At 72.5% G+C, this 25,909-nt stretch carries 27 protein-coding genes; 10 read left to right on the top strand and 17 right to left on the bottom strand.

What is annotated here, in order from left to right; genetic code table 11:
• Positions 1-29: 29 nt before the first annotated feature.
• Genes FKN01_RS21020 through FKN01_RS21010 form a run of 3 tightly spaced genes read left to right on the top strand, consistent with a single transcriptional unit; the run spans position 30 to position 2,724 of the window.
• Positions 30-1,451: an aminotransferase class V-fold PLP-dependent enzyme gene (locus tag FKN01_RS21020; RefSeq protein WP_185992925.1), complete on the top strand. Its 1,422-nt coding sequence runs from the start codon at positions 30-32 to the stop codon at positions 1,449-1,451.
• Complete coding sequence (locus FKN01_RS21015) at positions 1,448-2,092, top strand: hypothetical protein (RefSeq protein ID WP_143622891.1); 645 nt, start codon at positions 1,448-1,450, stop codon at positions 2,090-2,092. Before FKN01_RS21020 ends, FKN01_RS21015 begins: the two co-directional genes overlap by 4 nt.
• The gene (locus FKN01_RS21010) at positions 2,089-2,724 is read left to right on the top strand and encodes a DUF6875 domain-containing protein (RefSeq protein WP_143622889.1); all 636 of its coding nucleotides are present in this window, start codon (positions 2,089-2,091) and stop codon (positions 2,722-2,724) included. Before FKN01_RS21015 ends, FKN01_RS21010 begins: the two co-directional genes overlap by 4 nt.
• A 58-nt stretch (positions 2,725-2,782) precedes the next feature.
• Here the strand turns inward: FKN01_RS21010 and FKN01_RS21005 are convergent, their stop codons facing one another.
• The 3 genes from FKN01_RS21005 to FKN01_RS20995 are packed head-to-tail and all read right to left on the bottom strand — an operon-like array spanning position 2,783 to position 5,393.
• Positions 2,783-3,499, bottom strand: a complete 717-nt coding sequence (locus tag FKN01_RS21005) for an indole-3-glycerol-phosphate synthase (protein ID WP_143622887.1) — start codon at positions 3,497-3,499, stop codon at positions 2,783-2,785.
• The gene (locus FKN01_RS21000; RefSeq protein WP_143622885.1) at positions 3,496-4,251 is read right to left on the bottom strand and encodes an N-(5'-phosphoribosyl)anthranilate isomerase; all 756 of its coding nucleotides are present in this window, start codon (positions 4,249-4,251) and stop codon (positions 3,496-3,498) included. Before FKN01_RS21000 ends, FKN01_RS21005 begins: the two co-directional genes overlap by 4 nt.
• Positions 4,248-5,393 carry an acyl-CoA dehydrogenase family protein gene (locus FKN01_RS20995; RefSeq protein ID WP_143622883.1) on the bottom strand — a complete coding sequence of 382 codons (1,146 nt, stop codon included), beginning with the start codon at positions 5,391-5,393 and terminating at the stop codon, positions 4,248-4,250. Before FKN01_RS20995 ends, FKN01_RS21000 begins: the two co-directional genes overlap by 4 nt.
• 281 nt (positions 5,394-5,674) lie before the next feature.
• Between FKN01_RS20995 and FKN01_RS20990 the strand changes: the two genes are divergently transcribed.
• Positions 5,675-6,784 (top strand): RNA-guided endonuclease TnpB family protein, encoded by a 1,110-nt coding sequence (locus FKN01_RS20990; RefSeq protein WP_143622881.1) that lies wholly within the window; start codon positions 5,675-5,677, stop codon positions 6,782-6,784.
• 52 nt (positions 6,785-6,836) lie between these two features.
• Here the strand turns inward: FKN01_RS20990 and FKN01_RS20985 are convergent, their stop codons facing one another.
• From FKN01_RS20985 to FKN01_RS20950, 8 genes are all read right to left on the bottom strand, one after another.
• The gene (locus tag FKN01_RS20985; RefSeq protein WP_143622879.1) at positions 6,837-7,211 is read right to left on the bottom strand and encodes an ectoine synthase; all 375 of its coding nucleotides are present in this window, start codon (positions 7,209-7,211) and stop codon (positions 6,837-6,839) included.
• A 2-nt stretch (positions 7,212-7,213) separates the two neighbouring features.
• Positions 7,214-8,050, bottom strand: coding sequence for a tryptophan synthase subunit alpha (gene trpA / locus FKN01_RS20980; RefSeq protein WP_143622877.1), 837 nt, complete (start codon positions 8,048-8,050; stop codon positions 7,214-7,216).
• Positions 8,043-9,095, bottom strand: a complete 1,053-nt coding sequence (locus FKN01_RS20975; protein WP_143622876.1) for a hypothetical protein — start codon at positions 9,093-9,095, stop codon at positions 8,043-8,045. The genes trpA and FKN01_RS20975 overlap by 8 nt, the downstream gene beginning before the upstream one ends.
• Before the next feature lie 221 nt (positions 9,096-9,316).
• Complete coding sequence (locus tag FKN01_RS20970; protein ID WP_143622874.1) at positions 9,317-9,574, bottom strand: phosphopantetheine-binding protein; 258 nt, start codon at positions 9,572-9,574, stop codon at positions 9,317-9,319.
• The gene (locus tag FKN01_RS20965; RefSeq protein ID WP_143622872.1) at positions 9,571-11,112 is read right to left on the bottom strand and encodes an AMP-binding protein; all 1,542 of its coding nucleotides are present in this window, start codon (positions 11,110-11,112) and stop codon (positions 9,571-9,573) included. Before FKN01_RS20965 ends, FKN01_RS20970 begins: the two co-directional genes overlap by 4 nt.
• Entirely contained in the window at positions 11,109-11,999 is an 891-nt protein-coding gene (locus FKN01_RS20960) for a MaoC/PaaZ C-terminal domain-containing protein (RefSeq protein ID WP_143622870.1), read from the bottom strand. The genes FKN01_RS20965 and FKN01_RS20960 overlap by 4 nt, the downstream gene beginning before the upstream one ends.
• Positions 11,996-13,246 (bottom strand): beta-ketoacyl synthase, encoded by a 1,251-nt coding sequence (locus tag FKN01_RS20955; protein WP_143622869.1) that lies wholly within the window; start codon positions 13,244-13,246, stop codon positions 11,996-11,998. Before FKN01_RS20955 ends, FKN01_RS20960 begins: the two co-directional genes overlap by 4 nt.
• A 46-nt stretch (positions 13,247-13,292) precedes the next feature.
• Complete coding sequence (locus tag FKN01_RS20950) at positions 13,293-14,510, bottom strand: aminotransferase class I/II-fold pyridoxal phosphate-dependent enzyme (RefSeq protein WP_143622867.1); 1,218 nt, start codon at positions 14,508-14,510, stop codon at positions 13,293-13,295.
• A 376-nt stretch (positions 14,511-14,886) separates the two neighbouring features.
• Between FKN01_RS20950 and FKN01_RS20945 the strand changes: the two genes are divergently transcribed.
• Positions 14,887-15,744, top strand: a complete 858-nt coding sequence (locus FKN01_RS20945; RefSeq protein WP_143622865.1) for a bacterial transcriptional activator domain-containing protein — start codon at positions 14,887-14,889, stop codon at positions 15,742-15,744.
• Positions 15,745-15,925: 181 nt separating this feature from the next.
• Here the strand turns inward: FKN01_RS20945 and FKN01_RS20940 are convergent, their stop codons facing one another.
• Genes FKN01_RS20940 through FKN01_RS20930 form a run of 3 tightly spaced genes read right to left on the bottom strand, consistent with a single transcriptional unit; the run spans position 15,926 to position 17,929 of the window.
• Positions 15,926-16,681: an SDR family NAD(P)-dependent oxidoreductase gene (locus FKN01_RS20940; RefSeq protein WP_143622863.1), complete on the bottom strand. Its 756-nt coding sequence runs from the start codon at positions 16,679-16,681 to the stop codon at positions 15,926-15,928.
• Positions 16,678-17,664, bottom strand: coding sequence for a 3-oxoacyl-ACP synthase III family protein (locus tag FKN01_RS20935; protein ID WP_143622861.1), 987 nt, complete (start codon positions 17,662-17,664; stop codon positions 16,678-16,680). Before FKN01_RS20935 ends, FKN01_RS20940 begins: the two co-directional genes overlap by 4 nt.
• Before the next feature lie 10 nt (positions 17,665-17,674).
• Entirely contained in the window at positions 17,675-17,929 is a 255-nt protein-coding gene (locus tag FKN01_RS20930; RefSeq protein ID WP_018105947.1) for a hypothetical protein, read from the bottom strand.
• 193 nt (positions 17,930-18,122) lie between these two features.
• Here FKN01_RS20930 and FKN01_RS20925 point away from each other — a divergent pair, with 193 nt between their 5' ends.
• From FKN01_RS20925 to FKN01_RS20905, 5 genes are all read left to right on the top strand, one after another.
• On the top strand, positions 18,123-19,001 hold the full coding sequence (locus tag FKN01_RS20925; protein WP_143622859.1) for a class I SAM-dependent methyltransferase: 879 nt from the start codon (positions 18,123-18,125) through the stop codon (positions 18,999-19,001).
• A 9-nt stretch (positions 19,002-19,010) separates the two neighbouring features.
• Entirely contained in the window at positions 19,011-20,564 is a 1,554-nt protein-coding gene (locus FKN01_RS20920) for an NAD(P)/FAD-dependent oxidoreductase (protein WP_143622857.1), read from the top strand.
• Between the two features lie 67 nt (positions 20,565-20,631).
• Positions 20,632-22,077, top strand: a complete 1,446-nt coding sequence (locus tag FKN01_RS20915) for an FAD-binding protein (protein WP_260696963.1) — start codon at positions 20,632-20,634, stop codon at positions 22,075-22,077.
• 64 nt (positions 22,078-22,141) lie between these two features.
• Positions 22,142-22,672, top strand: coding sequence for an SRPBCC family protein (locus tag FKN01_RS20910; RefSeq protein ID WP_260696962.1), 531 nt, complete (start codon positions 22,142-22,144; stop codon positions 22,670-22,672).
• On the top strand, positions 22,669-23,517 hold the full coding sequence (locus tag FKN01_RS20905; protein ID WP_143622852.1) for an alpha/beta fold hydrolase: 849 nt from the start codon (positions 22,669-22,671) through the stop codon (positions 23,515-23,517). Before FKN01_RS20910 ends, FKN01_RS20905 begins: the two co-directional genes overlap by 4 nt.
• Positions 23,518-23,586: 69 nt before the next feature.
• On the opposite strand, the gene FKN01_RS20900 is transcribed toward FKN01_RS20905, so the two are convergent.
• The 3 genes from FKN01_RS20900 to FKN01_RS20890 form a co-directional block, all read right to left on the bottom strand.
• Positions 23,587-24,120, bottom strand: coding sequence for a DUF1772 domain-containing protein (locus tag FKN01_RS20900; RefSeq protein WP_143622850.1), 534 nt, complete (start codon positions 24,118-24,120; stop codon positions 23,587-23,589).
• A complete protein-coding gene (locus tag FKN01_RS20895; RefSeq protein ID WP_143622848.1) occupies positions 24,117-24,785 on the bottom strand; it encodes a hemerythrin domain-containing protein in 669 nt (222 codons plus the stop codon). The genes FKN01_RS20900 and FKN01_RS20895 overlap by 4 nt, the downstream gene beginning before the upstream one ends.
• 89 nt (positions 24,786-24,874) lie before the next feature.
• Positions 24,875-25,684 (bottom strand): NmrA family NAD(P)-binding protein, encoded by an 810-nt coding sequence (locus FKN01_RS20890; protein ID WP_185992924.1) that lies wholly within the window; start codon positions 25,682-25,684, stop codon positions 24,875-24,877.
• Between the last annotated feature and the right edge of the window lie 225 nt (positions 25,685-25,909).

Raw genomic sequence — 25,909 nt, 5'->3', positions numbered from 1 at the left:
GTCCGCTGCCCCCCACCGGAAGGCCGACCGTGGATCTTCGTTACTGGCTGCCGCGTGCCGTAGACGTGGCCGAACACTGGGGAGAGCGCTTCGGCCCGTACCGGGAGCATCCGTCGCACCTGGTCGGGGACGAGGAGTTCGGTGCCGCGTTCGCCGCGTTCTCGAAGCGGCTGGACGACAACTATCCGTTCTTCCATCCGAGCTACGCGGGTCAGATGGTCAAGCCGCCCCATCCGGCGGCGGTCGTCGGCTACGTCACCGCGATGCTGTTCAACCCGAACAACCACGCCGCCGAGGGCGGCCCGGCCACCACCGAGATGGAACGCGAGTGCGTGGACCTGCTCGCCGGGATGTTCGGCTTCCGGGGCACGCACCTGGGCCATCTGACGACGAGCGGCACCATGGCCAACCTGGAGGCGCTGTACGTGGCGCGCCAGACGCATCCCGGGCGCGGCATCGCCTACAGCGCCGAGTGCCACTACACGCACGCCCGCATGTGCGGGGTGCTCGGCGTCGAGGGCCACCGGGTGCCCGCCGACGGCCTGGGCCGCATCGACCTGGACGCCCTGGAGAAGCTGCTCGCGGCCGGCCGGGTCGGCACGGTGGTGGTGACCACGGGGACGACGGGGCTGGGGGCGGTCGACCCGGTGCACGAGGTGGTGCCGCTGGCCCGGCGTTACGGCGTACGGGTGCATGTGGACGCCGCGTACGGCGGGTTCTACGCGCTCCTCGGGCGCTCGGACCGGCCCGAGGGCATCGACCCACGCCCGTGGCGGGCGATCGCGGACTGCGACTCGGTCGTCGTGGACCCGCACAAGCACGGCCTCCAGCCCTACGGGTGCGGGGCGGTGCTGTTCAACGACGCCGCCGCCCGGGCCCACCTCGCGCACGACTCGCCCTACACCTACTTCACCGAAGCCGCACTGCACCTGGGCGAGATCAGCCTGGAGTGCTCGCGGGCCGGGGCGGCGGCAGCCGCGCTCTGGCTGACGCTGCGGCTGCTGCCGCTGACCCGGGACGGCTTCGGCGAGATCCTGGCCGGCAGCCGCCGGGCGGCCGTCGGATGGGCGGAGCGCATCGCGGCGTCCGAGGAGCTGGAGACGTACCAGGCACCACAGCTGGACATCGTCAGCTACTTCCCCGCGACCCGGCCGCTGTCGCTGTCCGCCGTCGACGCCGCGTCCGGCCGGCTGCTCACGGACGGCATGCACGCGGAGCGGGACCCCGTGTTCCTCAGCGTGCTGCGGACCGACGCGGCGGACTTCGCGCGGCGCAGACCCGACGTGGTGGCCGACGCCGCCACGGCCCGGGTGATGCGCAGCGTCCTGATCAAGCCCGAAGCCGAACTGCACCTGGACCAGCTGCACGCCCGGGTGGAGCAACTGGCCGCGACCGGGCGCGCCCGACCACCGCGCCCGGCCCATCCATCGAACGGGAGGAGAACTCCGTGACCCACCTGTCCACGTTCCCGCCGCCGCCCTTGCCGGCGGCACCCCGGCCGGCCCTGCGGCGCGCCCGGCGGGCCGAGGCCGGCGCCCTCGCGGCGCTGCTGGCGGACGCGTTCCACGACGACCCGCTCACCCGCTGGATCACCCCGGACCCCGGGCGCAGGGCGCGGGTGCTGCCCGCCCTGTTCGGGGTGTTCCTCGACATGTCGTTCGCGTACGACGCGGTGACCTGCACCCCGGACCTGGACGCCGTGCTGCTGTGGACGCCGCCGGGCGCCCAGGCCGAGCTGGAGGCGCGGGGCGAGGAGTTCGCCGTGCGCTTCGAGGACGTCCTCGGTGTCCGCGAGGCCGCGTCACTGGCGCTGATCGCCGAGCTCCAGGCGTCCCGGCACCCGGCCCGGCCGCACTACTACGCGTCGTTCGGCGCGGTGCGCGGCGGCGCGCGCGGCCGGGGGCTGCTCGGCGCCCTCATCTCCGGCATGCTGCGGGAGGCCGACGCGGCGGGGTGCGGGGCCTATGCGGAGGCCAGCTCGCCCGGCGGCGAGGCGTCGGCGCGGGGGCAGGGCTTCGTCCGGTCGGGCGAGGACATCGTGCTGCCGGACGGCGGGCCGCGCCTGCGGCCGATGTGGCGGGAGCCGCGATGAGGGGCGACAGCCGGCTGCAGATCTACACGCCGGGTCAGGTGGACCGGGGCCTGGTGCCGGACGGGCAGCTCCGGCCGCTGCGCGAGGTGCTGGAGTGGAGCCGGACCTTCCTGGTGTCGGGCCATCCCGAGCTGGGCCGCAGCGGCCCGGTGTGCCCGTACACCCAGCCCTCGCTGCGCGCCGGCCGGTTCCTGCTCGCCGTGCCCGCGCAGAGCACCCCGGCCGCGCTGCCCGGTGCCGTGGAGGCGCTGCGCACCTGGTACGAACGGCTCGCGTCGGAGCTGGCGGAGGACGAGCGGGAACTCCTCACCGTGCTGATGGTGCTTCCGGACCTGGACCACGCGGACCCGGCGGACCTGGACCTGCTGCAGGCGGACGCGAAGGACGACTTCGTGGCCCAGGGGCTGATGATCGGCCAGTTCCATCCGCTGTGCGCCGAGCCGGGGCTGTGGAACGAGGACTTCGCGCCGCTGCGCTCGCCGGTGCCGCTGCTCGCGGTGCGGCGGCTGCTGGTCTTCGACCTGCCGTTCCTGGTCGGCGCGGACCGGCACATCGACCACTATCTGCGCCGGTTCGCCCCCGGCATCCCGGCGCGGGTGCGCGACCAGCTGGTCAACCGCGTCGTGTCCTGAGGGCGGACAAGGCGAAGGGGCTCCGTGGCCACGGAGCCCCTTCGTGCGGTGCGGACCCTCACGACGGATGGAGGGCCGGCCGCGGGGAGCGCCGGCTGCTCTCCAGCGTACGCAGCCACTCGCCGGGGTCGCCGCTGCGCAGCAGGGCGGTGCCGACGAGGAGGCCCTTGAAGCCGGCGTCGAGCAGCCGGGCCGCCGTCTGCGGGCTGTCGATGGCGCTGGCGCTCACCGGGCAGGGGGTGCCGCTCGCGTGCAGGGCGGGCAGCAGCTCGAAGCTGCGGGCCAGGTCGCCCCGGTCGCGCTCGCGGGTCTTGATGTCCTTGTTGTTGACGGCGATGACGCACTCGTCGGCGTGCGGCACGGCCTCGATCTCGGCCTCGGTGGTGGCCTCGACGAAGGGGGTCAGGCCCGCGCTGAGCGCCGCGACGGTGAGACCGCGCAGCGCGGACGCGGACAGCAGGCCCGCGGTGAGCAGGACGGCCGAGGCGCCGAGCTCCCGGGCGGTCTCCAGCTGGTCCTTGCGGGTGATGAAGTCCTTCTGGAGGAGGGGGAGTTCGGTCAGCCGGGCGACATCGCGGAGCAGTTCGCGGGTGCCGCCGAACCAGCGTCCCGTGACGACCGAGATGCAGGGCGCCCCGGCCTTCTCGTAGGCGGTGACGATCTCTGCGGGGGTGTGGCCGGAGATGAGGTCGAAGCCGAACGCGTCGCGCCGCTTGACCTCCATCACCAGGGGCTGCGGGGCCGACAGCAGGGACTCGATGAAGGGAAGGCTCATGGCTGCTCCGTAGGCCGTGTGGTCGGGGTGTCCGTGGCGGAAGGAGTGCGGGGGTCCGGCCGGCCGGGCCCGGTGTCCCAGGCGTGGGCCAGTCCGGCCACCTCAGGTGCGCCGAAGCGGCCGTCGCCGCCGCGGGCCGCGGTGTCGACGTCGATGCCGCGCAGCCGGGGGTGGCGCAGGACCCGTTCGTACGCGGACCGGTTGGTCCGGGTGAGTCCGCCGGCGAGCCAGAACGGCAGGGTGAACCGTTCGGCGAGCCGGAGGACGGTGTCCTCGTCCAGGCGCTGCCCGGTGGAGCCGACGCGGCCGTCGGCGGTGGTGGCGTCGATGAGGAAGAGGTCGGTGCCGGCCCGTTCGTACGCGCCGATCAGGGGGCGTTCCGGGCAGCTGCCGTCCGCGACGTGCAGCACCTTGACGATGACGGCGTCGGGCAGTGCCGTGCGCAGGGCGCGGACGGTGGCGGGCGGCTGGTAGGCGTGGAGCTGGACGGTGCGGATGCCGGTGCGGCGCATCACACCGGCGACCGCGTCCGGGTCGCCGAGGAAGGTGACCAGGACGGGGTGCAGGGTGCCGGTGGCACGGACGGCCGCCGCGAGGGCGGCCACCTCGTGCTCGGGCAGGTCCGCCGGGCCGCCGGGGACGCCGTGCCACAGGCCGACGAGTCCGGCTCCGGCACCGGCCAGCACCTCGATGTCCCGGGTGCTGGTGGCGCCGCAGACCTTGAGGGTGAGCGGTGGGGTGAGGGTGGTCATCGGCCCAGGCCCAGCTTGGACGCGATGCGGTTGTACTGGATCTCGTTGCTGCCCGAGTAGATCGTGCCGCCCACGGCGTTGCGGACGTCGATCTCCAGCCCGTACTCGCTCATGTAGCCGTGGCCGCCGAAGACCTGGACGGCGGTCAGCGAGCCGGCGAGGTTGGCCTCGCTGGTGATCAGCTTGGCGATGGCCAGGTCCTCGGTGACGTCCTCGCCGTCCTCCAGGCGCTCGGCGGTGTCGTACAGCCACTTCCTGGCCGACTCCAGACCGATCTTGGCGTCGACGATCTTGTTGGCGACGGACTGGTAGGAGCCGATCGTCTTGCCGAACGACCGGCGGGTGCGGGCGTATTCGACGCAGCGGTCGAACCGGTGCTGCATCTCCCCCACGTTCACGATGAACGAGAGCAGGATCTCCCGCTTCATGACGTGGTCGAGGACGATGAAGCCGCCGCCCACCCGGCCGAGGACCCGGTCGCGCGGGACGCGGCAGTCGTCGAAGTACAGCTCGCTGAGCGGGGAGGTGCGCAGGCCCATCTTCTTGACGGGCCTGCCGACGGTCAGGCCCGGGGTGTCCCGGTCCACGAGGAACGCGGTCACGCCCAGGGCGCCGCCGTCGGGGTGGGTGCGCGCGTACACGACGAACACGTCGGCGACGGGGCCGTTGCTGACGAAGCACTTGCTGCCGTTCAGCACGAAGTCGTCGCCGTCGCGCTCCGCGCGCGTGGTCATCGCCATCGCGTCGCTGCCGGACTCCGATTCGGTGATCGCGTGGGCGCCGATCGCCTCGCCGGAGCTGATCCGGGGGAGGTAGGCCTCCTTCTGCGCGGGTGTGCCGAAGCGCATGAGGGGGACGCCGGTGCTGGCGAGCGTGGTGGTGACGCAGAAGTTCAGACCCGCGTCACGGCAGTGCTCGCCGAGCCCTTCCAGGACGTACATGGTGGTGAGGAGGGACTGGCCCAGGCCGCCGTGCTCCTCGGCGAAGGGCAGGGCGAGGATGCCGGACCGGCGCACCAGTTTCCACTTCTCCCAGGAGAACTCCGCTCGTTCGTCCTGGGCGATGTGGTCGGCGCTGAGAGCCTCGCCCCACCGGGCCAGGCCGGCCCGGAGGTCGGCCTGGTCGGTGTTCCAGCGGATCACCTTGATTCTCCCAGGAGGCTCCGTGCTTCAGGGCGGGGAGGAATGGGGCCTTGGGGCGGAGCCGCGAAACGGCGGAGTTCGCTGCGCATTGGTTCTTACCTGCACTCTCTTTCGTTGTCAGTGGGGGTTGGTAGGTTGCGGATCATGGCGACGAAGGCAGCGGTCGAGCGGGGGTCCGGGCCTGCCCGGTACACCTATCGGCTGCGTGTGTCGGCGTCCGCGCGGGCGGGTCTTGAGGCGGATGGGCGCGGTGTCGGTGGGTGTGGAACGAGTGCGTGGCGATGTCCCGCAAGGTCCACGCCGCGAACCGGGACGCGGCTGAGAAGACCACGTGCGGACCGGGCCGGCTCGACAGGTTACTGACGGAGGCGCGGCAGTCGATGTCCTGGCTGCGCGCGGGTGCTTCGGTGCCGCAGCAGCAGACCATCCGTGACTTCGCGAAGTCCCGTGCCAAGGCGGTCAAGGACATTAAGGCGAAGGTGCCGGCCAGGCGGCGGGCTGGTATGCCCCGCATCAAGCGCAAGCGGGACACGCTGCCCACGCTGAACTACACCCAGCGCGGCTTCCGTCTCAAGGACGGCCGCCTGCACCTTGCGGGAGGCATCGTTCTGACGGTCGTGTGGTCCCGCGAGCTGCCGTCCGCTCCTTCCTCGGTGCGGGTGTACCGGGACGGTCTGGGGCACTGGTACGCGTCGTTCGTCGTCGCCACCGAACCCGAGCCGCTCCCCGCCACAGGGCGTGTGCTGGGTGTGGATTGGGGCGTCAAGGAGACCGCCACCACCACATCCGACCAACACGACCTGCCCCACCCCGGACACGGGAAGAGCGCGGCGCGGAAGCTGGGCCGTTATCAGCGGATGATGGCCCGCCGCCGCCCCGCCAAGGGCATGGCTGCGTCCAAGGGCTACCGCACCGCCCGGCGGCAGGCTGCGAAAGTACACAAGAAGGTGGCCCGGCAGCGGCAGGACACGGCCCGTAAGTGGGCCAAGGCGGTGGTCCGTGACCACGACGCGATCGCCGTGGAGGATTTCCGTCCGAAGTTCCTGGCGAAGACCAGCATGGCCCGCAAGGCCGCCGACGCCGCGATCGGCGCCACCAAAGCCGCCCTGATCGAGATGGGCCGCAAGCACGCACGGGACATGCGTCTCGTGCATCCCGCGCACACCACCATGGACTGCGCGTCGTGCGGAGCGAGAACCAAGCACGCACTTCCCCTTTCGGAACGTACCTACACCTGCACCGCGTGCGGAGCCGTGTCTCCCAGGGACAAGAACTCCGCGCGCGTGATGCTGGTCCGGGCTGGTCTCAACCCGGCTGGTGCCGATCGTGTAAGAGCCGGCGGACCGCAGGTCCCCAGCCAACGTGAGCCAGGAATCCCCGCCCTCTTGTAGGGAGGGGAGGACGTCAATGGGACCCCTTTCAGAGGTGCGGGTGCCGTGCGGATCAGTAGGCGGAGGAGGTGTGCGCGTCGAGGCTGTGCACCTCGTCGCCCTGGAGCGCCGGGGTGAAGACGCAGACGAGCCGCAGGTCCTCGTGCGGGGAGGCGACGAGGTAGTGCGCGTCGTGCTCGTTCAGGGAGTACAGCCGGCCCGGCGTGATGGGGTGCACGGTGCCGTCGAGCTCGACCACCTCGCCGGAGCCCTCGATGCAGTAGCAGGACTCCAGGTGGTTGCGGTACTCCAGGCGGGACTTGGTGCCGGCGCGCACCGTGGTGTCGGTGATCGAGTAGCCGACGCCGTCGGACTTGGTGAGGAAGCGACGGCTGAGCCCGTTGCCCCAGTCGACGCACTTGACGGTCTCCAGGTCACGGATGATCATGGTCAACTCCTTGTTCGGATGGGCGTGTTGGACGTACTGGTCTCGTCCGGTCCGGGGTGGAGCGACCGGACGAAGTCGCGCAGTGCCGTGGTGGCGGAGCCCTCCTCTTCGAGGGCCCGCTCCACGCGGGCCACGCCCGCGGAGCCGACGATCGCTGCGTCGGCCCCGCTCGCGGCGACCGCCGCGACGTGGCTGCGCGTACTGACCCCGAAGCCGACGGCGATCGGGGAGTTCGTGTGGGCCCGCAGCCCGGTGACGACCGGGGCGAGCGCGGCGTGCCCGGCGGGCGGCGCGGTGCCGCTGCGGCCGTAGTGCGCCACCAGATAGACGTACGCGGAGGACTCGCGGGCCGCCCGGGCCCGGGTCTCCTCCGGGCTGGTCGGGTAGCAGGTGGTGACGACGGCGGTGCCGGCCGCCCCGGTCGCCTCGCGGTAGGCGTCACGCAGCCGGGGCGGCAGGCCGTGCACCAGGAGGCCGTCGGCGCCGGACGCGGTGATGTCCTTGACGGCCGCGCCCAGGTCCCGGTGCTTGAGGGAGTGGCTCCAGTCGGCGAGCAGCGCGATCCGCAGCCGCCGCAGTCCCGGCCGGACGCGGGCGACGAAGCGGAGGACGTCGTCCAGGCCGGTGCCCCGGTCCAGGGCGCGGCGGGCGGAGCGGCGTACGACCGGCCCGTCGGTGAAGGAGTCCGGGAAGGGCACCGCCAGTTCGAGGCAGTCGACGCCCTCCTCGTCGAGCATGTGCACGACCTCGGCGAGCTCGGCCAGCGGCGGGTCGCCCGCGTTGAGGAACAGCGTGAGCCCGGGCCGGCCGGGTCCGCGCCCGGTGAAGAAGTCAGCCACGGCGGACCGCCCCCGCCGTCGCCCCCGCCGTCGCCGCGGTCCGCCGGGAGCGCAGCCGCTCGACCAGGGCCACGGCGGCCCCGCTGGTGACGGCGTCGTCCGTCGCGTCGAGCGCGTCGTGCCAGGTGGTGTGGTGGCCGGCCGCGAGGGCGAGCGCGGCGGCGTTGAGCCGGACGGTGCCGGTGGCCGCCGGGTGGGCGCGCCCGGCGAGCACGGCCAGGAAGTGGTCGGTGGCCGCGTCCTTGGGCGCGGGGGCCAGCGCCTCGAAGCCGCCGTCGGCCGGGATCAGCGCGCCGGGCTCCAGGACCTGGTCCTCGCCCCGCGCGATGTGGACGGTGTTGCGGGCGAAGCCGAGGAGTTCGTCGGCGCCCCGGTCGTTGCTGGTCAGCCACACCGTACGGCCGGTGACCGTGGCGGCGAGGCGGCGCAGGTCGTCCAGGGGCATGGTGTGCGAGACGCCGGTGACCTGGGCGGTGACCGGCAGATCGGCGAGGAGCGGGCCGAGCGCGTTGAGGAACCGCCCGAACGGCTTCATGCCGACCGGCGCGATCAGCCGGGCGAGCCGGGCGAGCTCGACCGGGTAGACGAACGGCCCGGTGAAGGCGATCCCGTCCCGCTCCAGGTGCTCCTCGGTCTGCTCGTACGAGGACGTCAGGCGCACCCCGAGGCGTTCGAGGAGGTCGACGGAGCCGAGGCTGGAGGTGTAGGCCCGGGAGCCGGACTTGACGACACGCACCCCGGCGGCGGCGGCGACGAAGGCCGCCGCGGTGGAGACGTTGAAGGTGGCGGGCCCGCCCCCGGTGCCCACGACGTTGACGGTCGCGGGCCAGGCGGGCCCGGGGCGCGCGGGGCGCCGTTCCAGGAGGGTGCCGTGCAGGGCGGCGAGCGTCGCGGGGTCGGGCAGCCGGGTGGTCAGCGAGGCCAGCAGGGCGACGGCCTGCTCCCTGGGGAGCGTGCCGTCGCCGAGCCGGTCCCACAGAGACCGCCAGGTCTCGTGCTCGGCCACCGTGCGCCGCGCCAGCAGGCCGGTGAGCGCGTCGTGCATGGTAGGGCCTTTCGTTCGGGTCAGGCCGGATCGGGGAGCGGGCTCTGGTGCCGTGCGTCGCAAAGCGGAGGATCGAGACGGGTGGGGTCTCCCCTGTTCGAGCGCGGCCCAGGACTCGGGGAAGGGGCGTTGGTGAGGGACGACAACGCCGCGAGGCGCGGTGCAAGGGCCCGCGAGCCCGGCATGGCCCGAACGAAAGGCCCCTGGTGCGAAGACCGGCCCTAGCCGCTCACCCCCTGGCGCGCGGTCGCGACGAAGGTGTCGATGGCGGTGACGCTGCGGAAGTTGTTGGGGTCGAGGTCCGTGTCGTCCACGGCGAGCCCGAAGCGGTCCTCCACCCAGGCGATCAGCTTGAGCAGGCCGAGCGAGTCGATGGCTCCGCTCGACAGCAGGTCCTGGTCGTCGGCGAGTTGGTCCTGGGTGAGGTCCGGCAGGAACTCCTCGATCAGGAACTGCTTGATGGTGGCGGTGTTGCTCATGACGTCCTTCCTTCTACGGTGGTCAGCCGGCGGGAGTGGTCCGGCGCCGGGGACGGCGGCCGGGACGGCCCGCTCAGCCGGTCGAGCGCGGTGCGGTCGACCTTTCCGGTGGCGGTCTTGGGCAGTGGTTCGTCGGTGATGCGCAGGACGCCGGGGACGGCCGCCCTGGGCAGGGCGCGGGCGCAGTGCTCCTTCAGGAGCAGGCTGTTGAGGCCGCTGCCGGGTGCGCGCCGCACCCCGGCGACGAGCCGTTTGCCGGTGAGCGGGTCGGGCTCGGCCGCGACACCGGCCTCCAGGACGTCGGGGTGGCTCAGCAGCACCTGCTCGATCTCGGCGGTGTTGACGGCGACGCCGCGCACCTTGACCTGGAAGTCGCTGCGCCCGGTCAGATACAGCAGCCCGTCGGCGTCGCGCCGTACGAGGTCGCCGGTGCGGAACCAGGTGCCGTCGTCGTGGCCGAGCGGGTGGCCGGTGAACCGGTCCCGGCTGCGGGCCGGGTCGAGGTAGCCGGCGGTCTGGAAGGGGGTCCGCACGTGCAGCTCGCCGGCGCCGGGGCCGGTGACCTCGTGGCCGTCGGCGTCCAGGACGAGCACGGAGACCCCGGGGAGCGGGGTGCCGATGGGCAGCGGGCCGAAGACGGTGGCCGTGGTGTCGACGTCGTACGTGAAGCTGTCGTTGGTCTCCGTGCAGCCGTAGATGTTGGTGAGGCGGGCGGCGGGCAGCAGCTCGCGCAGCTCGGCCAGGGCGCGTTCGGGCAGGACGTCGCCGGTGAAGGCGGCCCGGCGCACCGACGGCAGCAGCACCCCGGCCCGGCGGGCGGCGTCCAGCACGAGCCGGTAGAACATCGGCACGGCCTGGACGATCTCGACGTCGTGGCGCAGCAGCAGGTCGAGCAGGTGGCGTCCGTCGACGGCCTTGTCCGGGTCCACGAGGACGACCCGGCCGCCGTGCGCGAGGGTCGTCCACACGTCGAGGAAGCACAGGTCGAAGTTGAGCGGCGCGTAGTTGAGGACGGTGGTCCCGGGCGCGATGGTGAACGCGGGCCCGGCCCAGGTGACGAACCGGTCCACCGCCCCCTCGTCCAGCGGGACGGTCTTGGGCAGCCCGGTGGAGCCGGACGTGGTGAGCATGAAGGCGGTACGCGGCGGCACCGGGTACGCCGCCGAGCGGGCCGGGACCGGCACACTCCGCGGTTCGCCGCCCGGGGCCAGCACGTGCCGGCAGCCGGCCTGGGCGAACAGCCGGTCCAGCAGCTGCTCGCCGAGGTGCGGGGAGGGCAGCAGGAACGGGCGGTGGGCGAGCAGGCAGCCGAGGACGAGCGCGATGGCGTCGGGCGACTTCTCGGCGAGGATGCCGACGGGTTCACCGGCCGGCAGCCCGAGCAGGGCGAGGCGCTCGCGTTCGCGGCCGGCGCTCTCGTACAGCTCGCGGTAGCTGGTCTCCTCGCCGTGCCAGACCAGGGCGGGCGCGTCGGGGCGCTCGCGGACCTGGGTGAGGAAGCCGGGGAGCAGCCCGGTGGCGGGGCCGGGGGCGGTCATGGCCGCCGTCCCGCCAGCTGGGCCCAGCCGCTCTTCACGGCGATGCCTGAGGGGGTGCGGCAGGTGAAGCGGACGAGGGTGCGGTCGGCGTCCGGGGCGAGTTCGACGGCGAGCGGCACGTCCGGGACCACGGGGGCGGAGAACCGCCCGCTGACGGCGGTGACGCGGGTGACGTCGCCGTCCGCGTACCGGTCGGCGATCTCCTCGACGGCCAGGGCGAGCACGCTCATCCCGTGTGCGATGACGCCGGGGAACCCGGCGTCCTTGGCGGCCCGGTCGTCCAGGTGGATCGGGTTGAGGTCGCCGGAGGCGTGCGCGTAGCCGCGTATCCAGGCGGGGGTGAGCCGGTGCTCGGCGGCGGACGGCTCCCCGGCCCCGCCGGACGGGGCGGGCGCGGCCGGTGCCGGGATCTGGCCGAAGGGCACGATGGCGGCGGCGCCCATGAGCAGCGCGCTGGTGAGGAGTTCGGCGCGCGGGGTGCCGTCGGCGCCGGTGAGGCGGGCCCGGACGGCGACCCGGGTGCCCCTCGGTTCGCGGCGGGCGCCGGCCACGTCGAGGGCGACGGTGATCCGCTCGCCGGGCAGCAGGGGCTGCTCGATCCGGATGTCCTGGCCGAGGTGGACGACGGAGACGGGCTCGGGCTCGGCCGCCGCCAGGTCGCGTACGGTCGCGTCGGCGAGGGTGTGCGCGAGGACGAAGGCGTGCACGGGTGAGGCGCCGGATGCCTCGGCCGCGGGCAGGTCCGCGCGGACGGCGGCCCGGAAGGCGGCCACCTCGTCGGCGGTGAGGGTGCGGATCGCGGTGCGGGGCTGGACGGCGGCCTGGGGGGTGGCCTGGGGGGTGGCCCCGGCAGCGGCCTGGGCGGTGGTCTGGGGGGTGGTCGTCATACCGGCGCCACCACCATGCTCGCGTTGTGGCCGCCGAAGCCGAAGGAGTTCGACAGCGCGGGTCCCAGGGCGACGGGCCGTGGACTGGTGTGCACCACGTCGATCTCCATTCCTGGCTCCAGGTGTTCGTGGTTGGCGGTGGGCGGCACCTCTTGGGCGCGCATCGCCTGGACGGCGGCGATGATCTCGACGGCGCCGGCCGCTCCGATGAGGTGGCCGATGACGCCCTTGGGGGCGGTGACGGGCGGCCCGTCGGCGCCGAAGACCTTGGCGAGGGCCGTGGCCTCGGCGCGGTCGTTGTGCGGGGTCGAGGTGCCGTGCGCGTTGATGTGGGCGATCTCGTCGGGGGCGAGCCCGGCGGCGGTGAGCGCGCCGGTCATCGCGGCGACCGCGCCGGCCCCGTCGGCCAGCGGCATCGACAGGTGGTACGCGTCCGAGGTGGCCGCGTATCCGGCGATCCGGGCGTAGGCGCGGGCGCCCCGGGCCAGCGCGTCGTCGAGGCGTTCCAGGACGACGAAGCCGGCCCCCTCCCCCATGACGAACCCGTCACGGTCCCGGTCGAAGGGGCGGGAGGCGTGCGCCGGGTCGTCGTTGCGCCCGGAGACCGCGTTCAGGTTGCCGAAGGCGGCGAGGGTGACCGGGGTCAGGGTGGACTCGCAGCCGCCCGCGATCGCCACGTCCGCCTGGTGCGAGCGAAGGAGCGCGGTGGCGTGCCCGATCGCGTCGACACCGCTGGCGCAGGTGGTGGCGATGGTGGTCGCGGGGCCGGTCCAGCCGAGCCGCATGGCGATCTGGGCGGCCGCCGCGTTCGGCATGGTCAGCAGCGGCATCAGCGGGTTGACCCGGTGCGGGCCCGCCTCGCTGTAGTGCGCGGACTCGCGGTCGCTGGTGGCGCGCCCGCCCACCGCGTTGCCGACGACGATCGCGGTGCGCCCGGGCTCGGGCACGGGGGCGCCGGCGTCGCGGTGGGCGGCCAGCGCCGCCGTGGTGCCGTACAGCGCGAAGGGGTCCATGCGCCGGGCGTCCTTGGCGGACACCGGGGCGTCGGGGCCCTGGGTGTCGAGTCCGCTGACCCGGCAGCCGATCCGGACCCGGTGGCGGGAGAGGTCCAGGTGGTCGAGCGGGGCTGCGGTGGAACGGCCGGCGCGGAGCGCGGCCCACAGGGCCTCGGGGGTGCACCCCGCCGGGGTGACCACACCGATCCCGGTGATCACCACGGGGGTGCGGTGGGAGGCTGCGGCTGTCATCTTCGGTCTCGTCTCCGTCCGGTGTCCCGGGGCGTGGACCGGCCGGTCAGGCCGGGATGATGCCGCACTCGCGGGCGGACTTGATGAACGCGTCGGCGGCGAAGTCGATGTCCTCGGGCGTGTGCCGCGCGGTCACCGCGATCCGCAGCCGGGCCAGGTCGTTGGGGACGGCCGGGGTGACCACGGGGATGCCGATGACGCCGTTGCGGCGGCAGGCGGTGGCCAGGTCGTACGCCTTCTCGTCGGAGCCGGCGATCAGCGGCAGCACCGCGGTCACGCTGTCCTGGGTACGCAGCCCCTGGGCGTTGACCAGGGCGCGCAGGCGGGCGGACTCGCGCTGGATGTGGGTGACCCGCTCCGGTTCGCGCCGCAGGATGCGCAGGCTCTCCAGGGCGGCCGCGGCCTGGGCCGGGGCGAGGGCGGCGGAGAACAGGAACGGCCGGGCGGCGTAGCGCAGGTGGCCGATCAGTTCGGCGGGGCCGGTGACCCAGCCGCCCATGGACGGGATGCCCTTGGACAGGGTGCCGAGCTTGACGTCGGCCTTCACCCGGTGGTCGAAGTGCTCCTCGATGCCGCGCCCGGTGGCGCCGATGACGCCGAGCGCGTGGGCCTCGTCCACCATGAGCAGCGCGTTGTGCTCGTCGCACACCTTGCGCAGTTCGGGCAGCGGGGCGATGTCGCCGTCCATGGAGTAGACGCTGTCGACGATGACGAGCCGCACCCCGTCGGGCGAGGCGGCGGCCAGACGCCGGTCGAGGTGGTCGACGTCGTTGTGCCGGAACCGGGTGACGGTGGCGCCGGAGAGCCGGCAGCCGTCCACGATGGAGGCGTGGTCGTACTTGTCGATGAAGACGGTGTCGCCGGCGCCGACGAGACCGCCGACGGTGCCCACGTTCGCCGCGTAGCCCGAGCTGAAGACCATCGACGCCTCGCGGTCCGCGAAGCTCGCGACCTCGGCCTCCAGCTCCTCGTGCAGCGGGATGGTCCCGGCCAGGGCGCGCACACCGTGGTTGCCGCTGCCGTACAGGTCGACGGCGGCCTTGGCGGCGGCGACGACGCGTTCGTCGCCGCCCAGGCCCAGGTAGCTGTAGCCGGACATCATCAGCAGCCGTTGGCCGTCGAGATCGGCGTAGGCGCTGTCCCGCTCGACCGTGTAGGAGACGAAACTGTTGCGGCGCTCCGGCTCGGACTCCAGTGCCGCCACACGCCTGTTCGTGGCGGCCAGCTTCGGCGCCAGCCGTTCCCAACCTCCGGTTGCGTTCACGTGGGTCTCCTCAGGCTGATTCAGTCGGCCGGCGAACGGCCTATTCATGACAGGATTTCTACGCCGCGCTCCGCAACGCCGCCGCAACAAGAGGGCCGGAGCCCTTCTCGAATTACGCTCGAATCCGCTCGTGATTCACTAGAAATCCCCTGGTGAATGCGTGGAGAGGCGGGGAATCATGGAGCATCGATTCAGCGGAACTTGGGCTTCCACTCATTCTCCCCGGTATGTTCCCGGGCTCAATTGACACGGCCTGAACGCCCCTGCGAAGGTCACGTCGACATCACGGGGAATGGCGAGAACTGAACGGCGCAAAGCGAAAGCAACGGCCGTGTTCCCCGCTCGGTTCCTGATCTGCCGCAGGGGGAGTGTCGACGTGTTGATCCGGCTCGTAGGACTTGTCAGCATCGAGCACGAGGCGGAACCGCCCCGGCACCTGTCGAGCGCACAGGCCCAAATCGCCTTCGCCCGGCTCGTCCTGGAGCGTTCCGCGGGCACCAGCCGCGACCAGCTCGCGGACACGCTGTGGCCGCAGGGCCTGCCCGACACCTGGGCGTCCGCGCTGCGCAGTGTCGTCAGCCGGGTGCGGTCCTTCGTCACCAGCGCACACCAGAAGCCCGGCGAGACGCCGCTGGTCGCCCAGAGCGGGCGCTACCTGCTGCATCTGCCGAGCGACGCGCTCACCGATGTGGAGACGGCCGAGGCGTCGGTCTCCGAGGCCCGGCAGGCGTGCCGGGAGGGCGCGCACGCGGTGGCCCTGCAACTCGCCTCCGGCGCGGTCGCCAATCTGCGCGGCGCGTTCCTGCCCGCCCACGAGGGCGAGTGGGTGAACACCACCCGCGAGCGCATCGAGGCGGTACGCCTGAGCGCCCTGGAGCTGTCCAGCGCCTCGGCCGCCGCCCTCGGCAACAGCCACCACGCCCTGCGGTACGCCGACGAGGCGGTGCGCAGGGCGCCGTTCCGGGAGAGCGCGCACCGCTGCCGGATGACGGCGCACGCCGCCGCCGGCAACCGGGCCGACGCGCTGCGCGTCTACCAGCAGCTGCGCGAGCTCCTGTCGGACGAGCTGGGCATAGAGCCCGCCCCGTCCACCCAGACGCTCTATCTGGGCCTGCTCCGCGAGCCCGACCCGGCCCGCGAGGCGGCCCGTGCGGTGTCCCCGTACGGGGGCCCGGCCGGCATCGACCCGCTCCTGATGAGCGCGTACGAGCCCCTGCTCCCGCCGGCCGCGTAGGCCCTGGCCGGGCAGGGAAACGTCCGCGGAATGCTCCTGCGAACCGGATTTCGCAGGAGCATTCCGCGGACGTTTCGTGCGGAACCTTTTCCCAGGGGTCTTCCCCCAGGGGGTTTTCCCAGGGGGCCTTCCCAGGGGACTTCCCCAGGGGGCCTTCCGAGGAAAGCCCCCTGGGTGGATATCAGGTGATGGTGACGCCGCTGTCGATACTGATGACCTGGCCGGTCATACAGTCCTGGTCGAGGAAGAGGGCGGAGCTGCGCGCGACTTCCTCCACGGTCACGAAGCGGGGCACCGGCGCCTTCTTCTCCATCGACTCCACCACGTGCTCGGGGAGGGTCTGGGTCATACCGGTGATCATGAATCCGGGCGAGAGCGCGTTGACCGTGACGCCCCGCCGCCCGCACTCGGCGGCCAGGGTCCGGGTGAAGCCGATCAGGCCGGCCTTCGACGCGGAGTACGCGGTCTGTCCGGCCGTCGCGATCAGACCCGACGGCGAGACCACGTTGATCACCCGGCCCCACCGCTTGCGCAGCATGTGCGGGACGCACACCCGGGCCGTGTGGAAGGAGCCGATGAGGTTGGTCTGGATCACCGCCGCCCAGTCCTCGGGCTTCTGCATCGCCATGACCTGGTCACGGCGGATCGCGCCGTTGTTGACGAGGACGTCGACCGGGCCCAGCTGCTCGGCGATCCGCTCGTGCATCGCCGTGACGGCCTCGTAGGAGCCGACGTCGCCGGTGACGAGGACGGAGTCGTTGGTGAGCTTCTCCTGCACCGCGAGCGCGGCGTCCTTCGCGCTGTTGTAGTGGACGGCCACCTTGCAGCCGAGCGCGTCCAGTTCGATCGCCAGCGCCTGGCCGAGGCCGCCGGAGGCGCCCGTCACCAGGGCGACGGGGTGCTCGGGCCGGGTACCGGCGGGCTTCTGCGTACTCATCGTGTCCCTCCGCGCCATTCGAGGAGCATGGAGCCCCAGGTCATGCCTGCGCCGAAGCCGGCCAACAGGACCAGGTCGCCGTTCTGGACGCGGCCCTCGTCCAGCGCCTCGGCGAGGGCGATCGGGATGGAGGCGGAGGCCGTGTTCCCGTACTTGTGCAGGTTGGCGACCAGGGCCTCGGGCCGCAGCCCGGTGTGGCTGAGGATCGAGTTGATGATGCGGATGTTGGCCTGGTGCGGGATGACGTGGCGCACGTCGGCCGCCTCGACCTTGGCGTTCTTCAGCGTCTCCCGGACCGTGCGGACGGTGTACCGCACGGCGTTCAGGTAGATCTCGTTCCCGTTGATCTGCGCGTAGTGCAGACCCTGGCGCACCGTTTCCTCGGTGGTGGGCATACGGCTGCCGCCCGCGAGGACCTTGAGGCTGCCGGTGCAGCTGCCGTCCGCGCCCAGGTTCCAGGCCAGGACGTTGCTGTCGGCCGCGGGGACGAGCACGACGGCTCCCGCGCCGTCCCCGACCAGGATCGACAGGTCCCGGTCGGCGGGGTTCGCGGTCAGCGTGTGGGTGTCGGAGCCGATGAGCAGGATCGGCCGGGGGTCGATCGCGATGAGGGCCATCGCGGAGACGAGCCCGTAGACGAAGCCCGCGCACTCGGAGTTGACGTCGTGCGCGCTGCCGGCGATGCCCAGTTCGTGGTGGACGAACGCGGACGTCGCCGGCGAGGGCTGCTCGGGCGTGGCGGTGGCGACGATCAGATGAGCGATGTCGCCGCCGCTCAGGCCCGCCTTGGCGAGGGCGCGCCGGCCGGCCTCGACGGCCAGCGAGGCTGTCGTCTGGCCGGGCCCGACGGCGCGCCGTTCACTGATCCCGCACCGGCTGGTGATCCAGTGCTCGTCGACGCCGAAGCGCTCGGCGAGCTCCGCACTGGTGACCACCTTCTCAGGGACGGAGATGCCCCATCCGGTGATGTCGAAGCCGTTCATGCGCGCCCGCTCAGGCCTGCGCCGGCACGAGCGCCAGGATGCGGTCGTAGACGTGGCGCAGCGTCGTGGTGTCGTCCAGGTCGGCGAAGAGGGACTCGTCGGCCGGGATGTCCGGGTAGGTGTTCTGGAACCCGTACAGCCACTCCATGAGGTCCAGCGAGTCCACGTCCGGGATGTGCTGGAGCGGGTGGTCCGGGTCGACCTTCTGGGCGCCGGACACGGCCTCGAGCTGGCTCGCCAGTTCTTCGATGGTGGGCAGAGACATGGGGTGAGGTCCTTCCTCCGCAGGGCTTGGCCTTGTCGAAACGCATGGAACCCGTACGCACGCAACCGGCGCGCAACAGCCGGCGCCCCCGCCGTGTTGCACGTCTCTTGCGACGCGGGGGTTTTCTTCGTCTCGCGATGACATCGCAGGCACCACGCCATGAGCATGAGCCGGACGGGAGTTGAGGACGAAGATGACCACGGTCGCAAACCAGTCGGTCCCCGAGGTCGACGCGATCAGGCACCACTACGAGGTGAGCAACGACTTCTACCGCCTCCTGCTGGGCCCGACGATGATGTACTCCGGCGGTTACTGGGAGGACGGCGAGGGTCTCACCGAGGCCCTCGACGAGGCCCAGGAGCGCAAGCTGGACAAGTTCGTCGAGCTGGCGGGAGCGGCCGGCGTCGGCCGTGTCCTGGACGTGGGCTGCGGGTGGGGCACCATGCTCAACCGCGTCACCACGGTGCACGGCGTCGAGCAGGCGGTCGGGCTGACGCTCAGCCGCACGCAGGAGCAGTTCATCGCCGGCCTGGACAACCCGCGCATCACCACGCGGGTGGAGTCCTGGGAGGACCACACCACCGACGACCCGTACGACGCGGCGTTCTGCATCAACGCCCTGGAGCACTTCGTCTCCTCGACGCTGCCGCCGCGCGAGCGCACCAAGAAGTACCGGGTGTTCTTCCAGAAGGTCGGTGCCGCCCTCAAGCCGGGCGCCCGCTTCGTGCTGCACACCATGACGGCCGAGGCGCTGCCCATGAACCGGCAGCTGCTGGACGACCTGAAGTTCCTGCAGCGCTCGGAGTTCGAGAACTGCCACATCCCGCACCTGCACGAGCTGACGCAGGCCGCCGAGGGCCTGTTCGACGTGGTCGAGATCGTCAACGAGCGCGAGTCCTTCGCGGTGGCCTGCCGTGCCTGGCTGAAGCTGCTCGCCGAGCGCCGGGACGAGGCCGTCGCCATGGAGGGCGAGGAGGTCGTGGCCCGCTTCGAGCGCTACCTCGACATCTTCGCGTACACGCTCGAGGACAAGTTCTTCAACAACTTCCGCGTCACCATCGCGCGCCGCTAGGAGGCTGACGTGACGAGCACTCTAGAGCCGCCGCGCAGCGACGAGGACACCCGCCCCGGCGGTGGCGGACCGCAGCGGCATCTGCGCGTCGCCGTCGTCGGCAGCGGGTTCTCCGGCCTCGGCATGGCGATCCGGCTGCTGCAGCGGGGCGTGGACGACTTCCTCGTCTTCGAGCGCGCCGACGAGGTGGGCGGCACCTGGCGGGACAACTCCTACCCGGGCGCGGCCTGCGACGTGATGTCCCACCTGTACTCGTTCTCGTTCGCGCAGAACCCGGAGTGGAAGTCCACGTTCGGCAAGCGCGACGAGCTGTACGCGTACCTGCGGGACACCGCCGACCGGTTCGGGGTGCGTCCGCACATCCGCTTCGGCCACGAACTGCTCGGGGCCCGCTGGGACGAGACGACCCGGCGCTGGCACATCGAGACCTCGCAGGGCGACTACACCGCGCAGGTCCTGGTGAGCGGCACCGGCTATCTCAGCGAGGCGGCGGTCCCCGACATCCCGGGCCTCTCCGACTTCGAGGGCACCGTCTTCCACTCCTCCCGCTGGCGCCACGACCACGACCTGAGCGGGCGCAACGTCGCCGTGATCGGCACCGGCGCCTCCGCGATCCAGTTCGTGCCGAAGATCCAGCCCGAGGTGGGGCGCCTCGACCTCTACCAGCGCACCCCGCCGTGGATCGGCCCGAAGAACGACAAGGTGACGAGCCCCCTCCAGACCAAGCTGCTGCGCGGGGTCCCCGGCTACCAGAACTTCCGGCGGAACTTCAACATGTGGGGCCGGGAGATCCTGGCCTTCGTGATGAAGCGGCCCAAGGTCGCCGGGAAGATGCAGAAGATGGCCAGCGACCATCTGAAGAAGTCGGTCGCCGACGAGACGCTGCGCGCGAAGCTCACCCCGGACTACGTGATGGCGTGCAAGCGCCTGCTCTTCTCCAACACGTGGTACCCGGCGATCCAGCAGCCCAACGTGGACCTGGTCACCGACGGCATCGCGAAGGTCACCGCCCATTCGATCGTCACCGCCGACGGGGCCGAGCGGGAGGTCGACACGATCATCCTGGGCACCGGCTTCAAGGCCACGGACCGCCCGGTCGCCGGGCGGATCACCGGGCGCGAGGGCAGGTCGCTGCGCGAGGTGTGGCAGGAGCACGGCATGGCCGCGCACCGCGGCACCACCGTCGCCGGCTTCCCGAACCTGTTCCTGCTGCTCGGCCCGAACACCACCCTGGGGCACTCCTCGCAGGTCGTGATGATCGAGGCGCAGATCGGCTACGTGCTGGACGCGCTGAAGGTCATGGACCAGAAGGGCCTGGCCTCGGTGGAGGTTCGAAAGACAGTCCAGGACGACTGGAACGAGCGGCTGCAGGCCCGCCTCGATGGCACCGTGTGGAACGCAGGCAACTGCAAGAGCTGGTACCTCGACGCACACGGGCGCAACCCGTCGATCTGGCCGACGTACACCTGGCGCTTCCGCCGCCAGACCAAGCGCTTCACCCCTTCCGAGTACCAGCTCGCCACCCTCGCGGGCGCCGGCCTGCCGGCCCTGAACCACACGTAATGGACGGGAGACAGACCGAATGAGAAGCAGCAGCACCCCCATCACGCGGCGCAGCATCCTCGGGGGCATGGCAGCCGCCACGGTCATCGGCTGGAGCACTTCGCACCAGGCGTGGGCACGTGAGTCGGACTCCTTCGCCCATACGGCGGCGAGCCTGCCGTCGCTCGACGGCACGCTGGAGACCTCGGCGGGTGTCACCTCCACGTTCAACCACGACTTCGGCCACATGGTGACCGGCGCGTGCTGGGCGGTGCTGCGTCCCGGCTCGGTGCGGGACATCGTCAAGATGGTCGACTACGCCCGGGCCAACGGGCTGAAGATCGCGATGAACGGCCGCGGCGGGCAGGACGGCGACGAGGAGTCGCACTCCTGCTACGGGCAGGCGCAGGTGCCGCAGGGCGGCATCGCGATCGACGCGCGCGGTCTGACGAAGATCGTCCGCATCGGCTCGTCGTCCGCCGTGGTCGAGGCCGGGGTCACCTGGGCCCAGCTCACCGACGCCGCCCTCGCCCGCGGCCTGACCCCGCCGGCGCTCACCGACTACCTGCACCTGTCGATAGGCGGCACGCTCAGCGTCGGCGGCATCGGCTCCACCGTGGCGCGGTACGGGCTGCAGATCGACACCGTGAAGTCGATCGACATCGTCACCGGCAACGGCGACCTGGTCACCGCCAGCCCGCACTGCCACGCCGATCTGTTCAACACGGCGCTCGGCGGCGGCGGCCAGGTCGGCATCATCGTGCGGGCCGAGGTCGCCCTGATCCCGGCACCGCCGAAGATGACCGTCTTCACCCTCTACTACAACGACGTGACCGCGTTCCTCGCGGACTCCGAGAAGCTCATGGCCGAGAAGCGGTTCGAGGGCCAGGTCGGCGAGATCGCCCGCACCCCGGACAACTCCGGCTGGTGGTACAAGCTGGAGGGCCAGGCGTACTGGAAGGGCGGCACCGCCCCCGACCGCACCGCGCTGCTCACCGGTCTGCACGACGAGCGGGCGTCCGCGACGATCGAGGACCTGTCCTTCCGCGAGGCGGTGTTCCGCACCGACGGCGACGAGGCGTGGCTCAAGGAGAACGACTTCTGGGGCCAGCCCAAGCCGTGGCTGAGCCTGTTCGTCCCGGCCTCCAAGGCGAAGGCGTTCGCGGACCTGCTGACCGCCGAGCTGAACGGCGACGACCTGGGCGCCGGCTTCCTGCTCTACTACCCGTACCCGACGTCGAAGCTGACCCGCCCGCTGACGGTGCAGCCCTCCGAGCCGACCGCGTACCTGTGCGACGTGCTCCGCTTCCCCGCCCCGGGCGCGGACATCGCACGGATGCTCGACCAGAACCGCCGCCTGTACGACAAGGCGGTCGCGCTGGGTGCCAAGCGGTACCTGGTGGGCGCGATCCCGAACATGACCGGGGCGGACTGGCGGGCCCACTTCGGCAGCCGCTGGAAGGTCCTCGTCGCGGCGAAGCGGCGCTACGACCCGGCGGGCATCCTCACCCCCGGTCAGGGCTTCTTCGGCTGATCCGGGACACCCCGGCCGGCGAGACCCGGACCGCCATCCGGAACACCCCGACAGGAGAATCGGCATGACAGTTTACGACTTGATCGACGAGGCGATCGTGGACGCTCCGCCGGAGGCGGTGTGGGAGGCGCTGATCGCCGAGTTCCGCGGCGCGGGCCGCTGGTGGGTGCCGGCCAACACCTTCGCCACCGTGTCCGGTTCACCGGACGAGGTGGGTGGCGAGGTCGCGGTCACGGTGCACACCAAGGGTGTCGACAAGGGCGGCCCGAAGCTGCGGTTCACCGCGCGCACCCGGGCCGTCGAGCCCCATCGGCTGCTGTCGGTCGATTACGTGGCCGGGGTGTTCCGGGGCACCAGCGACTTCTACGTCGAACCGCTCGACGGGGGCCGCACCAAGGTCGGCATGCACTTCGTGGGCCGGCCGAACGGCTTCCTGAAGCTCCTCGCGAAGGTCGCCGACATCGGCGCGGAGCACTCCACCGCCACCCGGGAGGCCTTCGTCCGGCTCGGGCAGATCCTCGCGGCGGAGCGCGCTTCGGCCGTACGGACCGGCGAGGCGGCGGAGCCCCGGAAGCTGGAGGGCAGTACCCGATGACGACGGTGGCCGCCGCCCCGGCGACCGAGACACAGGTGCGCACCGACGACGGGGCCCGCCTCGCGGTGTCCGTCCTGCCGCCGCTCACGCCCCCGACCGGGGTGACCGTGGCCCTGGTGCACGGCTGGGGCGCGTCGCGGCGGGTGTGGAGCACGGTGGCCGACCGGCTGATCCGCCTCGGTCACCGCGTCGTCTCCTACGACCTGCGGGGCCACGGCGCCTCCTCGCAGGGCGCCGAGCCCTTCGGGATCACCCGGCTCGGGGCGGACCTGGGCGCGGTCCTGGCCCATGTGGAGGCGCCGGACGCGGTCGTCGTCGGGCACTCCGGGGGCGGGTTCGCCGCCCTGTCGTACGCCGCGTCGAAGGACCGGAACGCCGGGGCGCTGAACGGCCTGGTGCTGCTGGCCACGGCGGCGCACGACCAGGAGACGCCGGACAGCGAGGTCCGCATGATGGGCAGCGCGCTGTTCCAGCGGGCCGTCTCACGGCCGGCCCTGGGCCGCAAGCTCCTCGGGCAGAACATGCTGGGCCCGAAGGCGGACCGGCAGCTGAGCGAGGTGAACCGGCAGATGTTCGCGGCGGCCGGGCCCGCGGTGCGCGCGGAGGCGTTCCGTTCCTCGCGGGGCATGGACCTGCGCGAGGCGCTGGTGTCGGTGACCGTGCCGGCGGTGGTCCTGGCGGGCACCCGCGACAAGGTGATCGCGCCGGAGCTCGGCCGGGTCGTCGCCGAGGCCCTGCCCCGGGCGCGCTTCGAGGAGGTGCCGGACGCGGGGCACATGCTGCCCCTGGAGGCGCCGCAGACGGTGGTGGGCGCGGTCAGCGAGCTGACGCGGGACCACGGATAGCGCGGCGCGCACGGAAGGGCGGCCGGCCCCGGGCGGGGGCCGGCCGCCCTTCGGCGTGGTGCGCCCCGGTCAGGCGCGGGCCCGCAGCGTGAGGGCCCGGCCCAGGCAGGCGAGGGCCGCCGTGCAGGCCAGGGTGCGGGCGGCGTTCGCCGGCGTCCAGGTGCCCCGGAAGCGGTCGCGGACCAGGGCGAGCTCGGCTCCCGACGCCTCCGCGGTGAGCCGGGCGAGCCGGCGGTTGAGGGGGATGTTGACCTTCATCGTGACGGCGACGGCCGCCGAGTAGAGGGCGAGGGCCGCCCAGGTCCAGCGGGCGGCGCGGGTGTGGCCGAGCCGGCGCAGCGAGACGCCCGAGACCCCGGTGGCCAGGAACGCCCCGAAGAAGACGAGCCCGAAGAAGCCGTTCTCGATGGCGTCGTTGATGTGGCCCATGGCGCTCGCGAAGGCCGCGTCGTCGGTGCGGTCGAGCCCCGGCATGACGGACACGTCGAACGCGAAGTACAGCCCGGCGCTCAGCCCCATGGCGATGGTGGCCGCGTACAGCGAGGCTTCGGTGCGTCCGCCCTGCCCGGCCGGGAGGGAGGTGGTCGGCGCGGTGGCGGTCATGGCTTCTCCTCGGCAGGGCGCAGTACGGGGGCGAGCAGGCGTTCGTAGCGACGGCGCAGCACCGTCCGGCCGAGCAGCCGTACCGGTGGCGGGATGGTGGCGGCGACCTGGGCCGCGGCGGCGGGGTCGGCCCCGTCGAACATCCAGGGCTGGAGGCGGCCGAGCACGCCGGGCGGCGCGGTCCGCAGCAACCGCCGTTCCAGGGACGCGTAGCGCGCGGCGCCGAGCGCGGTGAAGGCGGGGAAGGCGATGCGCTCCTCCGCGGCGAGGTGGTCGCGCAGGACGGCGGCGAAGGCGTCGGCCGCGGGGCGCAGCGCCCCGGGGCCGGCGCCCGGCCGGAGCGCGGCGCCGACGGCGTCCATCGCCGCGTCGAGGCGCTGGTGGTCGCCGTCGATGGCGTCGGCGGCCCGGTCGAAGCCGGGGACGGCGCGCCGCAGTTCGGGCCAGAGGACGGCGTCCTCGCTGTGGTGGTGCCAGTCGATCACCTCGCGCAGGCTGTGCCACCAGGTGACCGCCCCGCCGGTGCGGGCGCCGGGCCCGGAGCGTGCGACGGCCACGAGCCGGGCGGCGTCGCGGCGCATCGCGATGTGCATCAGCGCGAACCCGTGGAAGTGCCCGGGCAGCGACGGGAGGTGTTGGCTCGTCATCGGTTCGGTACCGGTCATGGGTGCCTCCTCACGCGAGGGGGGTGGGTGGGGCCGGGAACGGGCGGCCGCCGTGCGCGGCCGCCCGTTCCCCCGGGTCCCGGTGTCGGTCAGGCGTCCCAGACACCGCTGGCCGCGGCGTCCCGGGCGAAGTCGGCGAAGTCCTTCGGCTTGCGGCCGGTGGCCTCCTCGACCCCGTGCACGAGGTGGGCGTTGCGGCCGTCGAGGATCAGCCCGAACAGGTCGGCGAACTCGACGGGCAGCCCGTTCTCCTCAAGGGCCTGGCGGTACTCGTCCACGCTCACGGGGATGTACGTGATGGTGCGGCCGGTCGCCTTGCCCAGCTCCTGGGCGATGTCGCCGAAGCTGAGCAGCCGCGGGCCGGACAGCTCGTACGTCTTGCCGATGTGCTTGTCGTCGGTGAGCGCGGCGACGGCGACGTCCGCGATGTCGTCGGCGTCCACGAAGGGCTCCACCGCGTCCCCGGTCGGCAGGACGATCTCGCCGGCCATGACCAGGTCGTGGAAGAAGCTCTCGCTGAAGTTCTGGTTGAACCAGCTGGCGCGGACGACGGTCCAGTCCGCGCCGGACTCCTTGACCTTGTCCTCGCTGATGACCGCGCCCTCCTCGCCGCGCCCGGACAGCAGCACCAGGCGGCGCGCCCCCTTGGCGACGGCGGCCTTGGCGAACGCGCCGACGGTCTCGGCGGCCCCCGGGAAGGCGAGGTCGGGGTAGTAGGTGATGTAGACGGCGCTCACCCCGTCGAGGGCGGCGTCCCAGGTCGCGGGGTCCTCCCAGATGAAGGGGGGTGTGCCGGAGCGCGATCCGATGCGTACGGGGAGCCCTTTGGCGGACAGCCGCTCGGCGACCCGCCGCCCGGTCTTGCCCGTGCCGCCGATCACAAGGGTCGTGTTCGTCATGTTCGTCCCGTCTGTCGTGGCGTGCGTGGTGGTGTGGTGATCTGCTCGTCGTTGCCGTCATGAGGGAGCGTAGGCAGCCCTTCGCCGCCCGAGCCACGGAACCGGGTCCGGTCTCTAGCGGTTCTCCAGGGGGTCTCTGGGCGCCCGCCTCGTACGGTGGCGGGTTCAGTAGCGGTAGTGGTCGGGCTTGTACGGGCCGTCGACCTCGACACCGATGTACGCGGC

This window comes from Streptomyces sp. 130, assembly GCF_007096885.1.
GTDB lineage: Bacteria > Actinomycetota > Actinomycetes > Streptomycetales > Streptomycetaceae > Streptomyces.
The sequence above is the reverse complement of the archived record's forward strand: the minus strand, read 5'-3'. Positions and strand labels throughout refer to the sequence as shown.

Coding starts and splice junctions, on each gene's coding strand:
- FKN01_RS20960 (WP_143622870.1), bottom strand. CDS start 11,999: ATGACGACCACCCCCCAGACCACCGCCCAGGCCGCTGCCGGGGCCACC.
- FKN01_RS20900 (WP_143622850.1), bottom strand. CDS start 24,120: ATGACCGCCACCGCGCCGACCACCTCCCTCCCGGCCGGGCAGGGCGGA.
- FKN01_RS20985 (WP_143622879.1), bottom strand. CDS start 7,211: ATGATCATCCGTGACCTGGAGACCGTCAAGTGCGTCGACTGGGGCAAC.
- FKN01_RS20895 (WP_143622848.1), bottom strand. CDS start 24,785: ATGACCGGTACCGAACCGATGACGAGCCAACACCTCCCGTCGCTGCCC.
- FKN01_RS21000 (WP_143622885.1), bottom strand. CDS start 4,251: ATGACCACCCTCACCCCACCGCTCACCCTCAAGGTCTGCGGCGCCACC.
- FKN01_RS20975 (WP_143622876.1), bottom strand. CDS start 9,095: ATGCACGACGCGCTCACCGGCCTGCTGGCGCGGCGCACGGTGGCCGAG.
- FKN01_RS21010 (WP_143622889.1), top strand. CDS start 2,089: ATGAGGGGCGACAGCCGGCTGCAGATCTACACGCCGGGTCAGGTGGAC.
- FKN01_RS20905 (WP_143622852.1), top strand. CDS start 22,669: ATGACGACGGTGGCCGCCGCCCCGGCGACCGAGACACAGGTGCGCACC.
- FKN01_RS20935 (WP_143622861.1), bottom strand. CDS start 17,664: ATGAACGGCTTCGACATCACCGGATGGGGCATCTCCGTCCCTGAGAAG.
- FKN01_RS20915 (WP_260696963.1), top strand. CDS start 20,632: ATGGCAGCCGCCACGGTCATCGGCTGGAGCACTTCGCACCAGGCGTGG.
- FKN01_RS20910 (WP_260696962.1), top strand. CDS start 22,142: ATGACAGTTTACGACTTGATCGACGAGGCGATCGTGGACGCTCCGCCG.
- FKN01_RS20970 (WP_143622874.1), bottom strand. CDS start 9,574: ATGAGCAACACCGCCACCATCAAGCAGTTCCTGATCGAGGAGTTCCTG.
- FKN01_RS20940 (WP_143622863.1), bottom strand. CDS start 16,681: ATGAGTACGCAGAAGCCCGCCGGTACCCGGCCCGAGCACCCCGTCGCC.
- FKN01_RS20925 (WP_143622859.1), top strand. CDS start 18,123: ATGACCACGGTCGCAAACCAGTCGGTCCCCGAGGTCGACGCGATCAGG.
- FKN01_RS20990 (WP_143622881.1), top strand. CDS start 5,675: ATGTCCCGCAAGGTCCACGCCGCGAACCGGGACGCGGCTGAGAAGACC.
- FKN01_RS20930 (WP_018105947.1), bottom strand. CDS start 17,929: ATGTCTCTGCCCACCATCGAAGAACTGGCGAGCCAGCTCGAGGCCGTG.
- FKN01_RS20890 (WP_185992924.1), bottom strand. CDS start 25,684: ATGACGAACACGACCCTTGTGATCGGCGGCACGGGCAAGACCGGGCGG.
- FKN01_RS21005 (WP_143622887.1), bottom strand. CDS start 3,499: ATGAGCCTTCCCTTCATCGAGTCCCTGCTGTCGGCCCCGCAGCCCCTG.
- FKN01_RS20955 (WP_143622869.1), bottom strand. CDS start 13,246: ATGACAGCCGCAGCCTCCCACCGCACCCCCGTGGTGATCACCGGGATC.
- FKN01_RS20965 (WP_143622872.1), bottom strand. CDS start 11,112: ATGACCGCCCCCGGCCCCGCCACCGGGCTGCTCCCCGGCTTCCTCACC.